Origin of the sequence: Sphingobium sp. MP9-4 (assembly GCF_005281675.1) — a bacterium.
GTDB lineage: Bacteria > Pseudomonadota > Alphaproteobacteria > Sphingomonadales > Sphingomonadaceae > Sphingobium > Sphingobium yanoikuyae.
This window is the reverse complement of sequence record NZ_LUFI01000038.1, coordinates 81355-99819: the sequence shown is the minus strand read 5'-3', so window position 1 is coordinate 99819 and position 18465 is coordinate 81355. Positions and strand designations below refer to the sequence as shown.

The following is an 18465-nucleotide window of genomic DNA, read 5'->3' as shown; positions in this document are numbered from 1 at the left end:
CGATCAGCCCGCCGTCTTGGCAATCTCCGCCGCGTAGATTTGCGGCGCGCCATCCATGTTGGAGCGGAAGATCATCCATTTGCCGTCGGGCGTGAAGGTGATGTTGGGCTCCAGCCGATAGTCATGCTTGCGCATGTCGACGATCTTCTCGACGCCGAAGGTGCCCGGCGCGATCAGGTCGGCGGCATTGTCGGCATGGATGCCGGCAACGTCGGGAATAGCCTGGGGCGTGAAGAGATAGAGATATTTGCCGTCGGGCGCATGGGCGACCATTTCGCTGTCGCCGCCGTCGCCGGAGAAATGCTTCAAGTCGGGCGCCTGGTTGTAATGGACCGACCATTGGTTGCGGTCGACCTTGAACCATTGGCGATGCCCGGTCGCCAGCTCATAGCCTGCGAGCCAGAACACCTCGCCACGCGGGGTCTGCAGATCATACCAGATCCACTTGCCGTCGGGCGAGAAGAACTCGTGGCCGGCGATTTCCATGTTCATGCTGCGCTTGTGGACCAGTTGCTGGCCGCTGCCGTCGGTGCGGATCGTCCAGATCCGGTCGACCTTGTGCCAGGGGCCTTCATGACAATACATGATGAGGCCGGGGTCGGTCGGCGAGAACTGGATATGGTTGAGCCAGTCGGTCGAGGCGACCACCACCTTGCGCTCCCCGGTGCGGATGTCGATGGTGAAGATCTCCATCGGGATGCGCGCTTCCAGCCGTTCATTGAGGCGCACTTCCTTCGCCTCGGCAAAGCTGAGCGGCTTTCCGTCCGGGCCGTTGGCGGCATAATTGGCCTGGCCGAACTGCTGCTTGATCTCGGGCGCGGCGCGCTTCTGGGTGCCGTCGGGCTGGAGCGGCTTGTCGCTCGCCGCCCATTGGCCGAGCAGCAGCGTCTCGTCCGCATTGATCGAGCCGATCGAACCACGATCGACGGTCGCGATCTTGCGCACCTTGCCGCTGTCGATGTCGGCGGCATAAAGCGTCGTCGCGCCCGCGCCGTCGTCGCGCCTGTGGCTGGCATAATAGGCCGTGCGCGTCTTGCGCCCGGTGAAGAGCAGCTGGATATCCTTGCCCTTGACCAGCGGCCTGATGCTCCAGTCCGCCAGCGTCAGCACCGAAATGCCGTCGGGGGTGGAGATCACCATCTTGTCGCCCTGCGGCGTATAGCTGTTCTGGTGGAAATAGAGGCTGGCGCTGCCCGGCGTGTCGGTCAGCCGCAGCACGCGGTGGCCGGTAGTCTGGTCGACCCATTCGGCCACGGGCTTGGCCAGCGCCGGGGTCGCCGCGCTCACCGTCAGCGCCGCCATCAGGCCCATCATCATCGTCTTCATCTTATGGCCCTTCATCAGTTGGCAGCGTCAGCGAGCGCGTCGGGAATGAGCGCCAGATTCTCGATCGCGGCAAGGCCCCATTGCGACGCCGCATTGGTGGAGACGTCCGGCCATTCGACGATCGGGCGGACATAGGCCGGCCCCTTCAGCGCCACGCGCGGATCGCCGTTCGACAGGCCGAGGCCCGCGTCGCCGCCGAGAAATTCCTTCCAGGCGCGCACCGCCAATTCCTTGTCGCCGGTCTCGCGCGCGACATAGGCGGTCAGGCGCGAATGGCCTTCCTTGAGGTTACGGCGACCGAAGGGCTGGTCGAATTTCGCCTTCCACTCCTGCGGCGAGGCATTGAACCAGCGGCAATAATCGAGCCAGGCGGTGCGATAGCGCGGCACGTCGAGCAGGTCGAGAAGCTCGGCATTCACCTCCAGCGCGCCAAACACGGCATTGAGGTGCGAGATGGAAATCTTGTCCCCCGCGCCCATGAAGCGCCCGGTCTTGAGATCATAGGGCGCGCTGCCCGCCAGCCAGCCATATTTCAGGCGACCGATGCTATCCATGCCGTTCAGCAGTCGTTCGCGCCACTTCTTGTCGCCGGTCCGCTCCCATTCGGTGAGCCAGGCCGAGGCGACCGAGCACCACATGGTGCCGAAGCTGAGGTCAATGACCCCCGCCGGCAGCGGCGTGCGCTCGGCCCCCGGCACCTTGCGGCCGATCTCGACATGCTCCAGCGCCAGGTCGGACGTGACCAGATCGCGCATCAGGTCGCCGGCGCGCTCGTCGGCGGTCAGATAATAGAAGATGCGGCGATACATGGCATTGCTGACGCGCGGCTGCTTGCTGCTGTCGCTCCAGTGCTGGACGCCATGGCGGGTGCCCAGCCCCTTGAACCGGCCGAGATGATAGACGTCGACCTCGCCGGTGTGCCGGGTCAGCGCCTCGGCAAAGCGGAAGGCGGCGGCATTGCCGGTGCGCAGCACGCTGGTCCAGAACCACAGGTCGGGCGAAAGCTCGCTATTGTCCCAGGCGAAGCCGCCAATGTCGTAGCGCCAGACATGCCGGTCGAAATCATAGGTGTGCATGATGTCGCCATGGTTCCAGAAACCATACCAGCGGCGGCGATCGACCTCACCAACATAGAAGTCGACGAGATTTGTATTCTGGTCCTCGATCCGCGCCTTCATGGGCGTCGAGCGGTCCGGCAGGCTCCAGATGCCAAACACCCCGGCTTCATGGATGCGGTCGGGCGTCACCATCAGCTGCGGCGGCACGGCGTTCGCCTGTGCCATGGCGGCCAGCGCATCGGCCGAGGGGGTGGCGGCGCAGGCCCAGAGGGTCAGCTCGCTGGTGCGGGCAACGCCGGTCGCGGCATCCCAGCCGGGCTCATAATCCTCATAGGTGATGTCGAGCCCTTCATTCTGGGCGTCATAACCCTCCATCCCCAGGACGCCGCGATAGGAGCGCATGTCCATCGGCTTGGCATCGGGCGACCAGAGCCAGGCGGTCAGCGTCGCCATGTCGCTTTCGGCGTCCCGAATGCTGATCTGGGACGGGTGGCGCTGCCAGAAATAGCGGGTGGCGATCGCCGCGCCGCCTTGGGGCGAGCCGATATAGCCCAGGCCCTGCGACCGGCTGCCAGCGACGGAATCGACCCAGGCATGGCCGTCCTGGGTGCGCTTGGCGATGGAGAAACCGTCGGCCGACAATTGGGTCAGGTCGAAATCGCCCCAGGTCGGGATGCGATCGAGCAGCTTGGCGACGCCCGGCGCCATCGCGTCCATCGGCACCGCCTTGCCGGCGATCTGCGCGGCACGCACCGCCTTGCCCGGATCGCGGCGCAGGCCGGTGAGCGGCCGCACCGCTTCGCTGAACAGGCCATCATCGGCGGTGGCGAGGCGGACATGACGGTCATGCGCGGCGCCCGCCATCGGCACGGCGGCGGTGAGGCCGATGCCGCTGATGAAATCCTTCGCCGGATCGCCATCGAAGATGAAGCTGTGGACGATGCGCAGATGGTCGCCGCCGGCATGGGCGTAGAGGCGCAGGGTGAAGGGCAATATCTGTCGCCCCTGCCCCTCATGCACGCCAGTCAGCTTGACCTCGGCGCGGACCGGCCCCTTCTGCTCGACCGTGGCGCTGGTGATGCGGCCGGTGAAGGGCGTGCGGGTGCCGCCCTCCGGCGCGCTGTCGACGCTGGCGACCAGCGTCAGGGGACCAACGACAGTGCGGCCGCCCTGCTGCGCCGACTGGATGATGGCATTGCCCGAGCGGCCGATGCTCCAGCGCAGCGCCCCGACCTGAATCTCGATCCGGTCGGCCAGTTCGCGCACCAGCACCGGTGCCTGCGGCGCGGCCGGCTTGCCCGGTACCACGCGCAGCGCGCCGGGCTGGCCGGTGCCGGCGGGCAGCGCATGGGCGGTCCATTTGATCGAACCGTCGGGCCAGGTGGCCAGCGTCCAGTGCTGCGAGGGCAGAGCGGTGCCATCGGCGCCCTGTACCGACAGCGGCTTGCCCGCGCGCAGCACGCCGCGCGGCCATGGCACGCCGAACGTCTGGCCGAGCGAGAGCGGCGGGGCGGCATCGTCGATCCAGCGCACCGGGGTTTCCGGCATCGCGCCGCTGCGCGCACTGGTCGCCGCCTGCGCCGCGCCCGGCAGCAGCGCGGTCGCGCTCGCCATCAATCCCGCCTTCAGGCTGTCGCGCCGGCTGATCCCCGCCCTGATATCCACTTTGCTCTCCCTTTTATGTTGTTCAGATCTTGGTGATGGTGAAGTTGCGGACCTGGAGATGGCTCTGCGTCGTGCGCAGGCCGAAATGGCCGCTGCGATAGGGATCGGGATCGTCGAGCGTGAACAGGGTCGCCCCGTCCCGCTCCACCACGATATGAGATCCGTTGGCGATCAGGCCGATCGAAAACCACTGATTGGGCACCAGCATCGCCGCCTTGTCGGTGCGGTCATGTTCCGGCAGCAGCGGGCGATGGCCCGGCTCCCCCACATAGCGGCGCATCCGCGTGGTGCTGTTCCGGTTGCCGCCAATGCCGACATAATAGGTCTGGAGGCTGTCATAATCCTCGAACGTGCCGCTGCGCGTGCGGCCGAGCGCGGATCCGCCGGGCGCCGCCGGGTCGCACGCCATCCAGAAAGCGTTGACGTCGCTGACCTCGTCATAGGGGCCGCCGTCCGACACGGCGCGCACATCATAGCGGATCGCGACCGGGCCCTTGAGCGCCTGACGGAACCAGAGCGTCAGCCCCCTGGGCGCGACGATGTCGAGCAGCCCGTCCTGCGCGGTCACGCGCGCGTCGCCCACCGCCTCGAGCTGCCATTGCTTGAGGCCATGACGGAAATCGTCGCGCCAGAGCGGCTCCCGCGCCGCAGCGTTCAAGGGGCCGGCGATCGGCGCGAGGGCCAGCGATGCAAGAAGGGTGCGGCGAGAGAACATGGCGACCTGTCCCGCTTGATCTTGAAAACATGATGCTGCGGGTCGGGCATGTCCCGACCCGCAGCCTGTCTCATGACCTGGGGGAGGCCAGGCCATGAGCGCCAATCAGAGCTTGAATCGGATACCGCCATAGACGCGGCGGCCGACCGTCTCGATGATGGTGCGGCGTTCGACGCTGTTGGCATTTTCCTTGCGCGTCGCGTCGAGCAGGTTGACGCCTTCCAGGAACATCGAGATGCCCGGCATCAGCGTGACGTTGAGCGACGCGTCGAGCTGGCCATAGGCTTCGCCAAACTCGGGATTGTTACCGCGGCCCTGCGCCGTGATCAGATATTTGGACCGCCAGTTATAGGCGCCCCGCAGGCTGACGACGTCATCTTCATAATAGGCCGAGATATTGTAGGCATGGCGCGACAGGCCCTGGAAGGGCAGGGAATCGCCAGTGAAATAATCCTTCCCTTCGTAGCCGCTATCCTTGGAATAGGTATAGTTGGCGACCACGCCCATCTGCTTGAGCACCGGCACGTCGATGAAGTCGAACGCGATCTGCGCGCCGGCCTCCACGCCGTTGATCGTCACCTTCTGCGTGCCGTTGGTGGGCACGGTGATGGTGTAGGTCACGCCGCTGGCATCGGTGTAGGGTTCGGTCGTGTTCTGGATGAACGAGCTGATTTCCTTGCGGAAATAGGTGACCGACGCGAAGCTGGTGCGGTTGATATAATATTCCAGGCCCGCATCATATTGGCGAGCGCGGAACGGCTGCAGATTCGGGTTGCCGCGCGAACCCGACAGGCCAACGACGTCGATGGTGAAGCGCGGTGCCAGCTGCTGCGGCAGCGGACGGGCCATCACTTCGGTCGCGGTCGCACGCGCCATCAGCTTGTTGGGGATGAGTTCCGCCTTCATGTTGATCGAGGGCAGGAATTCGGTGCTGTTGCTGTCATAGGATACGGGCGAGATCACGCCGCCGGTGCTGAGATAGCCCGAGGTGTTGACCTTGGTATTGACGACGCGGGCGCCGATCACGCCGCTGACGGGCACGGCCCCGACGTCGAAGGCGAAGCTGGCCTGGCCATAGCCGGCCAGATTGCGTTCGCCGACCTTCCAGGTGTCGGTATAGACCTGGCAGGTGCCGTCGGCATTGGCCGGGCAGCCGCCTTCCGCGAACGGATCGGGAATGCCGACCGCATCGGCCACGCCCTGGGTCATGTTGAGCCAGCCGCTATAATCGCCGGTGAAGCCCAGATTGCCGGTGTGGAAGAAGGGCGAGGTGCCGAGCGCCGCATTGCCGCTGACGATGCTGTCGATCTGTGCCTGCACCGCCGGATCGCTGAAGCCATTGAGCGTCGTGGTGCGGGTGTAGAAGCGGCTCTTGACCGTCAGGTCGCGATACTGGCCACCGATCTTGAACGAGGTGAACAGGCCGCCGTCGGTCTTATATTCCGCGTCCAGCTTGGCCATCTTCTCGGTCTGGTCGTCATAGCGCGGACGACGCAGCACGGTCAGCTGGTTGATGCCGGCCGTGGTGGTCGGATCATTGGGCAGGATGATGTTCGGCGCATTCTGGCCGTTGCTATAGTCGACGATCAGGCTGGACATGCCGGTGACGGCTGCGGTCGCGTTGATCTCGTTATTATAGGCCTTGGCCTTGGACAGCGAGATTTTCGGCGTCAGCGTCAGGTTGCCGGTCGTCCAGTCGGCGCCCAGCGCGACATTATAGGTGGTACGCTTGATGTCGCCCAGAATGTTGCGATAGGACACGCCCAGCTGGCTGGTCTGCGCCTTCGACGTATTGTTGGTCATCACCAGATATTCGACCGTATTGTCCGGGCCGATGATGGTGTTTTCCGTGTCGACGATGCCGCCGCTGGTGCCGGTCTGCAGATATTGCGAGGTCACCGACTGGATCGACTTGGTCCAGTTGCTTTCGACATAGGCCTTGAAATCGTCGCTCGGGCGCCATTCCAGGATGCCGTTCAGCGCATAGCGGCGGGTTTCCAGGCGGTTGATGACATAGCGCGGAATGTCGGGGAAGAAATCGCCGACGCCGTCATTGTTGAGGTCATAGGCCTGCATGCCGGCCGTATTGGGATCGCTGTCCAGCTGGACCCAGCCGGTGGTGCGCGCCTGATGGCTTTCGACATTGCGGTTCTCGAACGTGCCCGACACCAACACGCCGATCGTGCCATTGGCGAAGGTGTCGCTGCCGATCAGCGCCAGGCGCGGGTCCATATGGTCGCCGATATCGGCATAGATGGCCTGGGCGGAACCGGCCAGATAGGGCTTGCCGCCATTGTCGAACGGCCGGCGGGTGATGACGCGCACGGTGCCGCCGACGCCGCCTTCGGTCATGTCGGCGGTGGCCGACTTCACCACTTCCAGGCGGTTGACGAATTCGGAGGGCAGATCGCGGAAATCGACGTCGCGGCCGCCGCCCACGGTGGTGGACAGGGCGGTGACGCCGTTGATCTCAACGCGGTTCAGTGACGGATCGGCACCACGGATGGTGATGCCGGAGCCTTCGCCGTCGGAACGGGTCAGCTGGACGCCGGTCACGCGCTGCAGCGCTTCACCGACATTCTTGTCCGGGAACTTGCCGATATCCTCGGCCGAGATGGCGTCCAGAACCTGGGCTGCATTGCGCTTGGCGTTGAGCGCGCCCTGAAGGCTGGAACGGATACCAGTGACGACGATATCCTCGCTGCTCGCTTCGGGCGCCTGCTGGGGCTGTTCGGACTGCTGCTGGTCTTGTGCCGCGGCCGGCATGGCGCCCAGCAGGACGGCGGCGACGGCCGACGTCGACAACAAGGCGCGATAATTGGAAAACCTCACTTAAACATCCTCCCTATGCGTGCCCCCCCGTTTGGGCACGGGTTTGAGGTCGACCGCGACCAGACCCCGCCGCGACAACCCTTTGATATCCCATATATTGGGTCTTTATATCTATATATGGACACGTAGAGATGGCGCTCTCTTTGCGACAAATCGAGCTATATCATCGATGAACCGTTGCCATAACGGACCATGGTTCCATCATGTGGATCATTATACGTCACCAGACGCTTCACCGCGAATCCGGGCGCGCCGGTCGCGTTAAGCCGTCCGGCGGATCGAGCGCCAATGCGTTCCAGATTGTGGAATGGGTGCGCCGTTCAGGCGACGGGTCGCGCCAGTAGGGCGTGCAACCGGTGTTCGACCGCGATGTCCGCCTGATCTTCGATCAGCCAGCACTCGCCCGCCATCCAGGGCTGACCGTCGATCAGCCCACTCCCCTGCAACGGGATGAACCAGAACGGCCCCTGATCCTGCAGAACCCTTTCGCCAGCCTCATGCACCAGATTTTCGAGCGTGAAGGGGGCGCCGGTTTCCTCCACCAGCATAGCGGCGCTGTCGTTGGTCACATGCTGTGCCAGCCGGTCATAGGGTACGGGCTCACTAACAGCCATGCCGGCATCCAGATGCAGTTCGCGGGGGCGCCCATAATCAAACAGGCGATAGGTCACGTCGTTATTCTGCTGCACTTCGACGAGGGTGATCCCGCCGCCGATGGCGTGGATCGTACCTGCCGGAATATAATAGAAATCGCCCGGCTTTACCGGCTTCCAGTCGATCAATTCCTCAATCGATCCATCCAGTGCGGCAGCCTTCAGCGCATCGGCATCGACCGTCCGGGTCAGGCCGATGCCCAGCCGAGCGTCCCCTTCGGTTGCCAGCACATACCAGCATTCCGACTTGCCGCCAGCCAGCCCCATGGCCTGCGCCTGGGCATCGTCGGGATGGACCTGCACCGACAATTTCTCGCTGGTGAAGAGATATTTGACCAACAGCGGCTGAGGCAGGTCCGCGTCCGCCGTGAACCAGATCTCGCCCACGCGACGATCGGCATTCAACCCAAAGCGCGCAGGCAAATCCCTGCGTCCCCAAGGCTTTTCGACGGCGCTCGGAATCAGGCGATAGGACGACATATCCAAAGCCATAGCAGAATGGCAATCGCTGTCATGTCATCATCCGTGCCAAGCCGATATTGTCTTGCGTCATCTAGTAATTCCCGACCGGGCGCATGTATCAGCCCGCCAGCCCCTTGATATCGGCAGTCAGATCCAGCACCTGCGCCGCCTCGAAACTGGCGACCGGATAGGCGCAATAATCGGCGGCATAATAGGCGCTGGGGCGGTGGTTGCCCGATGCACCCAGACCGCCGAACGGCATCGCCCCGCTGGCACCGGTGGTCGGCCGGTTGCGGTTGACGACGCCCGCGCGGCTTTCCAGCAGGAACCGGTCCCACAGCGCATCATCGGCGGACACCAACCCAGCCGCCAGGCCATAGCGGGTCGCGTTGGCGGCGGCGATCGCGGCGTCGAAATCGGCGACGCGGGTCACCTGCAACAGCGGCGCGAAAATCTCCTCGTCGGGGGCGCTCACCCCGGTCATGTCGATGATGCCCGGCGTCAGGAAGGCCGCGCCGAGGTCTGCCGGCTGCTCCAGCGGCAACAATTCGCCCCCGCCCAGCGCCAGCAGCGCGGCATGGCGCGCCCTGGCATGAGCTGCCGCCTCAGCCGAGATCAGCGCGCCCATATAAGGCTCAGGCTGGCTGTCCCAGGCACCGATCGTCAGCCGCCGGGCGAGCGCCACCGTCGCGTCGAGGATCGCGTCGCCCGCCGCGCCCTGCGGCACGATCAGCCGGCGCGCGCAGGAACAGCGCTGGCCCGCGGTGATGAAGGCCGACTGGACGATGATCGAGGCGACCGCCTGCGCATCGCCGTCCCAGGCGACCAGCGGATTATTGCCGCCCAGCTCCAGCGCCAGGATGACGCCCGGCCGGTCGGCCATCACGCGCGCGAAATGCGCGCCCGCGCCCGCCGATCCGGTGAACAACAGACCGTCGATATCCTGCGCGATCAATGCCGCGCCGGTGTCCCGCCCACCCTGCAACAAGGTGAAGACGCCATCGGGCAGGCCCGCGTCGCGAAACGCCTGCGCCATCAGTTCGCCGACCAGCGGGGTAAGTTCCGATGGCTTGAAGATAACCACATCGCCCGCCAGCAGCGCCGGCACGATATGGCCGTTGGGCAGATGGCCGGGGAAATTATAGGGGCCAAGCACCGCCATCACGCCATGCGGCTTGTGGCGCAGCACCGCCCGGCCGAACGGGGTCGCCTGCTCGCGCGATCCGGCGCGCTCCGCCTGCGCCGCGATCGAAATGTCGACCTTGCCGATCATCGAGGCGATTTCGGTCTTCGCCTCCCATAGCGGCTTGCCGGTCTCGCGCGCAATCGCCTTGGCAAAGGCATCGCTGCGGTCCGACAGCAGCGCCTTGTAGCGCCGCACATGATCCTCGCGCGCGGATTGCGGCAGCCCGGCCCAGGCCGGAAAGGCGGCGCGGGCGCGCGTCACGGCCGCCGCACAGGTCGCGGCATCGGCCGCCTCCCCTTCCCACAGGAACGTGTCGCTGGCCGGGTCGATCGAACGGAAAATCATATGGCCTCCAGAAAGTGGGACAAGGATAGCGCACCCTTTTCCAGCCTCCTAGCGCCTTGCGGGCGCGGCGGGATAATGAATCCCGCCGCGCCCTTCATGCCGATCTGGAATAAGCGATACTTATTCCAGATAGGTGGTGCGCAGCGCGGCAATGTCCACCGGCGTCAGGCCGATTTCCTGGGCCAGATAGGCATCGACCGAACCCCATTTCTGGTCGATTTCGGCGAAGGCATAGGTCAGGAAGGGCGTGCCGTCGGGCAGCACCAGCGGATTGGCCTTGGCCATCGCTCCGCCCTTCTGCATCTGTGCGAACATGCCGGCGATCGGGCTGCTCTGCGCGACGGCATCGCTCATCGGCGGCACTTCATATTCCGGGCGGCGCGACGGCGTCGAGAGCACATAGTCGCGATAGATGACATCGCGCGGCACGCCGAGCGCCGACAGGATCATCGCGCTGACAAAGCCGGTGCGGTCCTGCCCGGCCGAGCAATTGTACAGCAGCGGCCCGTCCTTCGACAGCAGGCGGGCAAAGACGATACGCAGTTGCGGCTTCAACTGGGTCGCCATGCCGCGATAAGTGCCGGCATAGGCTTCGGCCTGCTTGGCCATGTCCATATTCTTGGGGTCGAACTTCATGCCCTGCATCATTGCGGCCATCGAATAGCCGACAGCATTATAGGCAATGCCGTCCAGCTTGGTCGGCGCGAACAGCCGTTCCTCGTCGGAGCGCAGGTCGACCAGATTGGCGACGCCCAGCGCCTTCACCTGCGCCACGTCGGCCGGGGTCAGCATCGCCTGCCCACCCGAGCGGTAGATCCGGCCCCAGCGGACATGCTTGCCGCCAGCCGCCGGATAGCCGCCCAGATCGCGGAAGTTGGAGGATTGTTCCATCACCAGCACACGCTCGGCCACGCGCGTCACCGCGCCGCTCTTGCTGTCGCGCAACAGGAAATAGGGGCGGGTGCCCGGCGCCACCTGCACCTCCTGCACGCCGTCCTTGTCCCTGGCCGCCACCAGCGTGGCGCTGGCAATGGGGGCATCGGGGCGATCGGCCTGCAACAGATCGACCGGATCGGCATCCTGCCAGCGGATCGCCAGCTTGTCGGGCGCCACCCGTTCCACCACCGGATCGGCGATGGTGCCGGCGAAGGCTGCGGCCGGCATCGTCAGGGGCAGCGCCGCCAGCGCGGCGCGGATCATCATCTTGCGCATGATCTTTTCTCTCTCCCTCTATTTTAGAAGCGCACCGTGGCTTCCAGGCCATAGGTGCGCGGTTCGTTGAAAATGCCCATTTGCAGCGACGAGGAGCCGGTCTGGAAGAATGTGTGCTGTTCGTTGAACAGGTTGCGCGACCAGGCCGAAATCTGGAGCTTGGCGTCGCCCTTGAGCGTGATGTCGGCGAGCGACAGGCGGGCATTCACCAGGAAGGAAGAGTCGGTCAGCGCCGCGTCGCTGGACTGGGAATGATAGCCATCGCCGCCATTGGCATCGACATGGGCGCGCAGCGTCGCCCAGTCGAGCGGCAGGCTATAGTCGATCGCGCCGCTGAAGGCGTTCTTGGGCGTGTAGACCACGAACACGGTCTGCAGCGCATTGCCGGCAAAGGGGTTGGCCGCCTGTGCCAGATCGCCCTTGGTATAGGCATAGGCGGCGGTCAGCGTCAGCCCCTCGACCGGCATGACCACCAGATCCGCCTCGAAGCCCTTGATCGTGCCATGGCCGTCGACATTGACGGTCTCGATCGTGGTGCGGGTCGGGCCGCCCGGCACTTCGGACAGCACCGCGTTGAAGTCGATCTGCTGATTCTTGTAGATCGTCTTGTAGGCGGCGAGGTTCAGCCGGACATGACGGTCGAGAAACTCGCCCTTGAAGCCGATTTCGGAGGTTTCGACCTCTTCGGGCTTATAGGCGCGATAGGTGACGGAGCGGGAATTGGCGCCGCCGGCGCGATAGGCTGTCCCCCATTTGCCATAGAGATGGATATTGTCGGTCGCGTCGAACGCCAGAGTGACGGTCGGGTCGATCCGGCTGCTGGAAATGTCGAAACGGAAATCCTTGTCGACGCCATTGACCTTGAACAGGTCGCCGCTCTTCTTGTCGCGGGTATAGCGCGCGCCGCCGGTCAGGTGCAGCGCATCGTCGAGGATCGCCGGGGTCCAGGTCGCCTGGCCATAGAGGGCGAAGCTGTCCGCCTTGGCGTCGCTGGCACGGTCGGGATAGGGCGTGACCTGGCCGGCTTCCAGCGTCGGCAGGCGGGTCGGCGCGTCGGCCGCAGTTGCGCCCCACTGCATGGTGTAGGGCGCCCAGGCCCAATCCTCGCCCTTTTCATGATAATAATAGGCGCCGGCGACGAAATCGACGCGCGAGAGCGAGCCCACCAACTGCACTTCCTGGCTGAACTGATTCTGTTCGAGACCCGCGAGGCTGTAGCGCGCAAACTTGGCATAGGGGGCGAAGGCCCCCTGATGCGCGCCGCCATTGTCATATTGGCTCTGGCTCAGTTCGCGATAGGAAGTGATGGAGCGCAGGTTGATGCCATCGGCGACCTGCCAGTCCATATGCAGCGCATGACCATGGGTCTTGCCGATGCTCTTCTGGATCGGCACGCCGATATCGGCGGTCCTGGCGCGATCGGGCTGGACCTCGACCATGTCCGCGACCGGCAGACGGTCCGACTTGCCCAGCATCTGGAAATAATAGGGCGTGCTGGCGTCGTAGGAGGTGTCGAAATCATATTGGGCGGAGAAGCGGCTGCTCGGTTCCCAGAGGATCGCGCCGTGCATGCCGCGCTGGTCGAGCTGGTTATAATCCTCCTCGCCCGTCATCGGATTGTCGGTGGTGCCGCCGCGCTTGGTGACCAGCGCGTCCAGCTTGACGCTGAGATTGGCGAAGCTGGGCAGGTCGAGATGGGTTTCGACCTTGTAGCCGTCATAGTTCATGACGCCCATGGCCTGGCTGAGGTGAAACTCGCCGCTCGGCTTCCTGCTGACGATGCTGAGCGCGCCGCCGGTCGAGTTGCGGCCGAACAACGTGCCCTGCGGCCCCTTCAGCACCTCGATCCGTTCGATGTCGAACAAAGCCGTGCCCAGCCCCTGCGACCGGCCGAGATAGACGCCGTCAATATAGATGCCGACGCCCGCGTCGCGGCTGGGCTGGTTGGCGTCGAACGGCACGATGCCGCGAATGCCGACGGTCAGCGCGGAATTGCGCGAGGCGAAGGGGGCGATGCGCAGCGAGGGCACAGCGCCGTCGCCCAGATCCTTCAGGCTCACCACGCTGCGCGCCTTGAGATCATCGCTGCCCAGCACCGAAATGGCGATCGGCGTCTTCTGCAGATTGGTCTCGGTCTTCTGCGCGGTGACGACAATCGAACCAAGGCCGGCATCCCCTTCGTCAAGCGGCGCGTCCTCCGCATGGGCCGGGGCCGCGAAGCCCGCCCCCATCAGCCCCGCCCCCATCAGCATGGTGCCGGCCAGAATGAGTGCGCGACGGCGCAGGACAGACGAACATTTCATGATGCGTATCCCCCGAATGATGTTGAATTCGGAGGGGCAGTTAGAACGTCTGTATGCATCCGCAGTTACATATGTATCTCAGTTCGATGACAGGAACAGCGGCAATATGACAGCGGCGAGACACGGATATCGCCCCGACGCAGCCTTTGCCAGTTCGGCGGGATATGGCATAAAGGACGTTATGGGGACGGCTGCAAATTCGAAAAAAACATCGGAAATCTGCGCGATGGAGCGGCTTATCGAGGCCGTTCTCGACATATGGGAACGCGATGGCGCGAGCGGCACATCGGCCCGCGCGATCAGCCGCCTGGCCCAGACCCCCGTATCCGGAATCTATCACCACTTCGGATCACTGAAACATTTGTTTCTATCCAGTCACGAACAGGCCCAGCGCGATTCGGAACGCTGGTGCGCGGCGCGGCTGGCGGAACTGGAGGGGGTCGCGCCCCTGTCGCGTAACGCCTTCGGGCCGTTGCTCGCCGCCCTGATCGACCAATGGTGCGAGGAGGAACGCCGCCTGGCCTTCGTCTGGCGCGAATGCCAGCTGATCGCTGCGCGCGAGGATCGCTATGGCCCGGTCGCCCAACGCTGGACGGCGATGTGGCGCAATTTCTGGGAAGAGGTCTGCGCGCGCTGCGACCATCCGGGCCGAGGCGCCTTCACCGCCTATCTGTTCGATGGCGAAGCGACGCTGCACCTGATGCGCTGGCGCCGGCCGGTCGACCGCGCCGGGCTGGAAGAGCTGTGCGCCGGCTGGAACGACTGGCTGTGCGGGCGCCCGGTGCGTGCCGGCCATTGGCGTCAGTTTGCCCGCGAACAGGCCGACCTTGCCCTGCCCGAACAGACGATCAGCAGCGGCACGATGGAACAGATTGCCGAGGCGGCGGCCGATGTGCTGGCGCAGGAGGGCATGGCGGCCCTGACCCATCGCGCCGTCGCCGCGCGGGCCGGCCTGACGCTGGGCGTCGTTTCCTATAATTTCCGGTCCAGCGCCGAACTGGTCCGCGCGGCGTTCGAGATGATCTATCGCAAGGCGGTGGAATCGGGCGGCGGCACCGTGCCGGAGGCAGTGACATTGACCGACGAGCAGTTGCTCGCGCGCTATTCCAATCCCCCGCCCCGCAACGACCGCATCCTGCCGGCGATCGACGAACTGATGCTGGCCGCCGCACGCGATGGTGACCTGCGCGATTTCGCCCCCCAGTTGCGCTATCGGCGCGGCCGCACCAGCGGCGGTCTGCTCCGCGCGATCCTGGGCCGGGATGTCGCGCCGCTGGAGGCCGCGCTCTTTTCCGGCGTCATATCGGGTCATCGCAAGACCTGTTTCGGCCTGACGCCGGCCGAAGCCGCCAGAGCCGGCGCACAGGCCATGCTGGACCTGCGCACGATGGTGCGCACCGCTGTGGATATGGCTCAGTCGGAAAGTGCCTGAGCATCATGCGCCTCAATCCCGCCGCGTGCAACGGATCGATGGCCAGCGATGCCAGCCATCACCCGTGGCGCGCCGTTGCTCGGCGAGCATAACATCTGGTCTATGGCGATATATTGGGCTTGAGTGACAGCTAAATTGACGACCTGATCGCCTGTCGCGTCATCTGGTAATCAGCCGCTCTTGCAAGTTGATCGCCAGCCATTAGATTTTTGCGAACGATTCGCAAAAGGGAAAGAAGATGGCGCAGCCCAATGTCTATCAGGTGTCGGACTGGAACGGATCGAGCGGCGAACGCTGGGTCACGCATCGGCAGCGGCTCGACGCCATGCTCGCCCCCTTTGGCGATGCGGCGATCGCGGCGGCGGCGGTCCAGCCGGGCGAGCGCGTGCTGGACGTGGGATGCGGCGCGGGCACCAGCAGCATCGCCCTTGCCCGCCAGGTCGGCGCAACCGGTGAAGTGCTGGGCCTCGACATTTCCGGGCCGCTTATCGCGCTCGCCCGATCGCAGCAGCCCGCCGACCTGCCGATCCGCTACGCCCTGGCCGATGCCGGCAGCGCGACATTGACCACCCACGGCTTCAACCTGCTCTTCTCCCGCTTCGGCGTGATGTTCTTCGACGATCCCGTGGTCAGCTTTGCGCATATGCGGCGCTGGCTGCGGCCGGGCGGACGGATCGCCTTCGTCTGCTGGCGGGCGGCGGCGGACAATGATTGGGTGCGCCTGCCGATGGGCGCGATCCGCGACATCGTGCCGCCGCTGGCGCCGCCCGACCCCGAAGCGCCCGGCCCCTTCTCCTTTGGCGATCAGGCACGGGTAACGCGCATCCTGACCGACGCCGGCTTTGCCGAAATCGACCTAGCCCCGATCGATGGCGTCATCCCCTTCGGCCAGGGCGCAAATCGCGAGGCGGCGCTGGACGATGCCCTCGCCATGGCGTTCGAGGTCGGCCCGCTCTCCCGCGCGCTCGCCGATCAGCCTGCCGATGTGCGGGATCGCGCCGCCCAGGCGGTACGCCAGGCCTTCGCCGCGCGGCCCGGCGAGACCGCGATCCTGATCGACGGCGCCGCCTGGATCGTGACCGCCACCAATCCGGGCTAGAGTAGCCGCACCGGCCGGGATATAGGCGCGCCATGACCGAGCATCCCGCCTATCGCCAGATCGGCCTCATCGGCACCGGCCGGGTCGCGCGCGCGCTGGGGCTGGCACTGGCGCCGCACAGCGCTGCGCCGATCCTGGTGCAGGGTCGCAATCCGGATCATGCCGCCGCTGCGCTCGAGGCGATTGGCCGTGCGCAGGCCGTTGCCCTGTCAACTTCGCTGTCATCCAATTGCGACCTGATCCTGCTGGCGGTGGCGGACGACGCCCTGCCGGCGGTGATCGCGGATCTGGCCACTATGCCGCTGTCTGCCACCATCTGCCATGTCAGCGGGCGCAGCGGCGCGGCGCTGCTTGCCCCGCTGCGAGCGCAGGGCGCGATCACCGCCGCCGTCCATCCGGCGATGACCTTCACCGGCGATCCGGCCGCCGAAGTCGCGCGGATGCAGGGCGCCCGCTTCGCCATCACCGGGGCCGATGCGCCTTCTATCGCGGCGGCGCGCAAGCTGGTCGCGCTGCTGGGCGGCGTGGCGGTCGAGGTCGCGGAAGCGCATCGCGCCCTCTATCATGCCGCCCTCTGCCATGCAGCCAATCATCTGGTAACGCTGATCGCCGGCGCGTCCGACGCGCTGGTTGCGGCCGGCGTGGTGGAGCCCGGCGCGCTGCTGGCGCCGCTGGTCCGGGCCGCGCTCGACAACAGCCTGGATCGCGGGATCGATGCCCTGTCCGGCCCGCTGCTGCGCGGCGACCGACAGACGATCGGCAATCATCTGACGGCGTTGACCTCGCACGCGCCCGAACTGCTGCCGGCCTATCGCGCCATGGCGCTGGCGACTCTCGACGCGCTGGACCGGGACGAGAGCGCGCTGCGCGACGATCTCAGCCGGCAAAGCGGCTGTTGATCATCCGGGTGGTCGACCAGCCGCCGTCCACCGCGCCCGAGCGGTCGATGCGCCGCCAAATTGATGTCCCTTCTGCACAACAAGGACCGACAGGCCCAGATGGACCGCATGCACACCTATATCTGGAAACCGGCCACGCGATGACCCCGCCGGCCAAGGCGCCGATGAATGTCTACGAGGTGCGGGTTGTGGACGATCGGATCGAGATCGCCCGCTAGCCTGCCCGCGGCCGCATCAGGGCCAGGAAATCGGCCAGTGCCAGCCGCGCATCGAGTTGGGTGAAGAGGCGGATCGAGCGGCCGGGGATTTCCGCGCCATAGCGGGAATCGTCCAGCAGGCGCCGTCCGGCGACGACCGAGGAGGCGCTGCTCTCCGCAGACACGGACGTCAGCAATACCATCGGACTGTCGCCCAGGGTGATGGCGCCGCCCAGTTGGACGAAAGGCGGCAGATCGGCATAGCGGCCATAGAGCCATGCGGTCGTGGGCGACATCGGCCGCAAGGTTGCCGTCATTTCCGCCACCGACATCTGCAACTGGCGATAGGCGCCGGCGGCTATCTGCCAGATCGGCATGCGACTCCGCTCGATCACGACACGCGCCGCTTCCAGATCGGTAGACAGATTATATTCGCTGCCGCCCTGCGGATAGTCGGCGCCGCCGATCCAGACCAGGGTCATGCGATCGGCGATGGCCGGCTCCAGCAGCATCGCCTGGGCGAGATTGGTGAGTGGCCCGCCACAGGTGAAGAAGAGCGGCAGCGGATCGTCCCGCATCGCCTCCGCCACGATCGCCCGTGCCGCCGCCGATGCCTGTGCCCCGGCGACGCCGAACTGCTCGCTGCCTGCGATCACCGGGCAAGGGTTCGTCACCCCCATGATCTTCATCAGGTCGATCGCCGCCTGTTTGCCCGCCGCGGCGGTTGCGCCGGCCGGCTGTCCGCCGAGCGCCGCCAGCTTCGCGTCGAGCGCCGATGTCGTGACCAGCACCGGCCGCGCCGCCTTCGTCGCCAGTTGATGCGCGAGCGCGATCAGACCGTCGGGATCGCCGGCGAAATCATTGTCGATGATGATGCGCGCCTTGGGCGACTGCCGGATCACCGGCAGGGCGGATCGGGCGGCCGTGCCGATCATCAGGCTGGCGCCCGCTGCGATGAACCCGCGCCGATCGATCTCTGTCCGCATGCCTCTCCCCTGTCTGGACCGAGGGCTGGCATGGGGCCGCTAAAGGGTCAAATAGCGATTTGCAGGTAGGCCATAGGCCAGCGCTATGGATGGCT

13 protein-coding genes are annotated in these 18465 nt (G+C 65.5%); 4 read left to right on the top strand and 9 right to left on the bottom strand.

What is annotated here, in order from left to right; translation table 11 throughout:
* Positions 1-3 precede the first annotated feature (3 nt).
* From A0U87_RS13075 to A0U87_RS13040, 8 genes are all read right to left on the bottom strand, one after another.
* Positions 4-1326 carry an oligogalacturonate lyase family protein gene (locus tag A0U87_RS13075; RefSeq protein WP_048936458.1) on the bottom strand — a complete coding sequence of 441 codons (1323 nt, stop codon included), beginning with the start codon at positions 1324-1326 and terminating at the stop codon, positions 4-6.
* Positions 1327-1340: 14 nt separating this feature from the next.
* A complete protein-coding gene (locus A0U87_RS13070; protein WP_048936383.1) occupies positions 1341-4049 on the bottom strand; it encodes a Tat pathway signal sequence domain protein in 2709 nt (902 codons plus the stop codon).
* Between the two features lie 22 nt (positions 4050-4071).
* On the bottom strand, positions 4072-4764 hold the full coding sequence (locus A0U87_RS13065) for a DUF6250 domain-containing protein (RefSeq protein ID WP_048936382.1): 693 nt from the start codon (positions 4762-4764) through the stop codon (positions 4072-4074).
* A 105-nt stretch (positions 4765-4869) separates the two neighbouring features.
* Complete coding sequence (locus A0U87_RS13060; RefSeq protein WP_048936381.1) at positions 4870-7596, bottom strand: TonB-dependent receptor; 2727 nt, start codon at positions 7594-7596, stop codon at positions 4870-4872.
* A 320-nt stretch (positions 7597-7916) separates the two neighbouring features.
* Positions 7917-8729: a class I mannose-6-phosphate isomerase gene (locus A0U87_RS13055; protein WP_048936380.1), complete on the bottom strand. Its 813-nt coding sequence runs from the start codon at positions 8727-8729 to the stop codon at positions 7917-7919.
* Between the two features lie 100 nt (positions 8730-8829).
* Positions 8830-10242: a succinylglutamate-semialdehyde dehydrogenase gene (gene astD, locus A0U87_RS13050; RefSeq protein WP_048936379.1), complete on the bottom strand. Its 1413-nt coding sequence runs from the start codon at positions 10240-10242 to the stop codon at positions 8830-8832.
* Between the two features lie 120 nt (positions 10243-10362).
* Positions 10363-11454, bottom strand: a complete 1092-nt coding sequence (locus A0U87_RS13045; protein WP_122928728.1) for a tyrosine-protein phosphatase — start codon at positions 11452-11454, stop codon at positions 10363-10365.
* A 23-nt stretch (positions 11455-11477) separates the two neighbouring features.
* A complete protein-coding gene (locus A0U87_RS13040) occupies positions 11478-13757 on the bottom strand; it encodes a TonB-dependent receptor (RefSeq protein WP_048936377.1) in 2280 nt (759 codons plus the stop codon).
* Positions 13758-13983: 226 nt separating this feature from the next.
* Here A0U87_RS13040 and A0U87_RS13035 point away from each other — a divergent pair, with 226 nt between their 5' ends.
* The 4 genes from A0U87_RS13035 to A0U87_RS26735 all read left to right on the top strand — a co-directional run bounded on the left by A0U87_RS13035 (position 13984) and on the right by A0U87_RS26735 (position 17405).
* On the top strand, positions 13984-15189 hold the full coding sequence (locus tag A0U87_RS13035) for a TetR family transcriptional regulator (RefSeq protein ID WP_240626787.1): 1206 nt from the start codon (positions 13984-13986) through the stop codon (positions 15187-15189).
* A gap of 238 nt (positions 15190-15427) precedes the next feature.
* On the top strand, positions 15428-16288 hold the full coding sequence (locus A0U87_RS13030) for a methyltransferase domain-containing protein (RefSeq protein WP_048936375.1): 861 nt from the start codon (positions 15428-15430) through the stop codon (positions 16286-16288).
* Between the two features lie 32 nt (positions 16289-16320).
* Positions 16321-17187, top strand: a complete 867-nt coding sequence (locus A0U87_RS13025) for a DUF2520 domain-containing protein (RefSeq protein ID WP_048936374.1) — start codon at positions 16321-16323, stop codon at positions 17185-17187.
* A complete protein-coding gene (locus A0U87_RS26735) occupies positions 17184-17405 on the top strand; it encodes a hypothetical protein (protein ID WP_048936373.1) in 222 nt (73 codons plus the stop codon). Before A0U87_RS13025 ends, A0U87_RS26735 begins: the two co-directional genes overlap by 4 nt.
* Here the strand turns inward: A0U87_RS26735 and A0U87_RS13015 are convergent.
* Entirely contained in the window at positions 17402-18370 is a 969-nt protein-coding gene (locus A0U87_RS13015; RefSeq protein ID WP_048936372.1) for a nucleoside hydrolase, read from the bottom strand. The two genes, A0U87_RS26735 and A0U87_RS13015, sit on opposite strands and share 4 nt — an antisense overlap.
* Positions 18371-18465: the final 95 nt, after the last annotated feature.

What these genes read in the sequence shown, in the direction of transcription:
- A0U87_RS13075 (WP_048936458.1), bottom strand. Translation starts at nt 1,326, where the DNA reads ATGAAGACGATGATGATGGGCCTGATGGCGGCGCTGACGGTGAGCGCG.
- A0U87_RS13045 (WP_122928728.1), bottom strand. Translation starts at nt 11,454, where the DNA reads ATGCGCAAGATGATGATCCGCGCCGCGCTGGCGGCGCTGCCCCTGACG.
- A0U87_RS13065 (WP_048936382.1), bottom strand. Translation starts at nt 4,764, where the DNA reads ATGTTCTCTCGCCGCACCCTTCTTGCATCGCTGGCCCTCGCGCCGATC.
- astD (WP_048936379.1), bottom strand. Translation starts at nt 10,242, where the DNA reads ATGATTTTCCGTTCGATCGACCCGGCCAGCGACACGTTCCTGTGGGAA.
- A0U87_RS13035 (WP_240626787.1), top strand. Translation starts at nt 13,984, where the DNA reads ATGGAGCGGCTTATCGAGGCCGTTCTCGACATATGGGAACGCGATGGC.
- A0U87_RS13015 (WP_048936372.1), bottom strand. Translation starts at nt 18,370, where the DNA reads ATGCGGACAGAGATCGATCGGCGCGGGTTCATCGCAGCGGGCGCCAGC.
- A0U87_RS13055 (WP_048936380.1), bottom strand. Translation starts at nt 8,729, where the DNA reads ATGTCGTCCTATCGCCTGATTCCGAGCGCCGTCGAAAAGCCTTGGGGA.
- A0U87_RS13030 (WP_048936375.1), top strand. Translation starts at nt 15,428, where the DNA reads ATGGCGCAGCCCAATGTCTATCAGGTGTCGGACTGGAACGGATCGAGC.
- A0U87_RS13025 (WP_048936374.1), top strand. Translation starts at nt 16,321, where the DNA reads ATGACCGAGCATCCCGCCTATCGCCAGATCGGCCTCATCGGCACCGGC.
- A0U87_RS13040 (WP_048936377.1), bottom strand. Translation starts at nt 13,757, where the DNA reads ATGAAATGTTCGTCTGTCCTGCGCCGTCGCGCACTCATTCTGGCCGGC.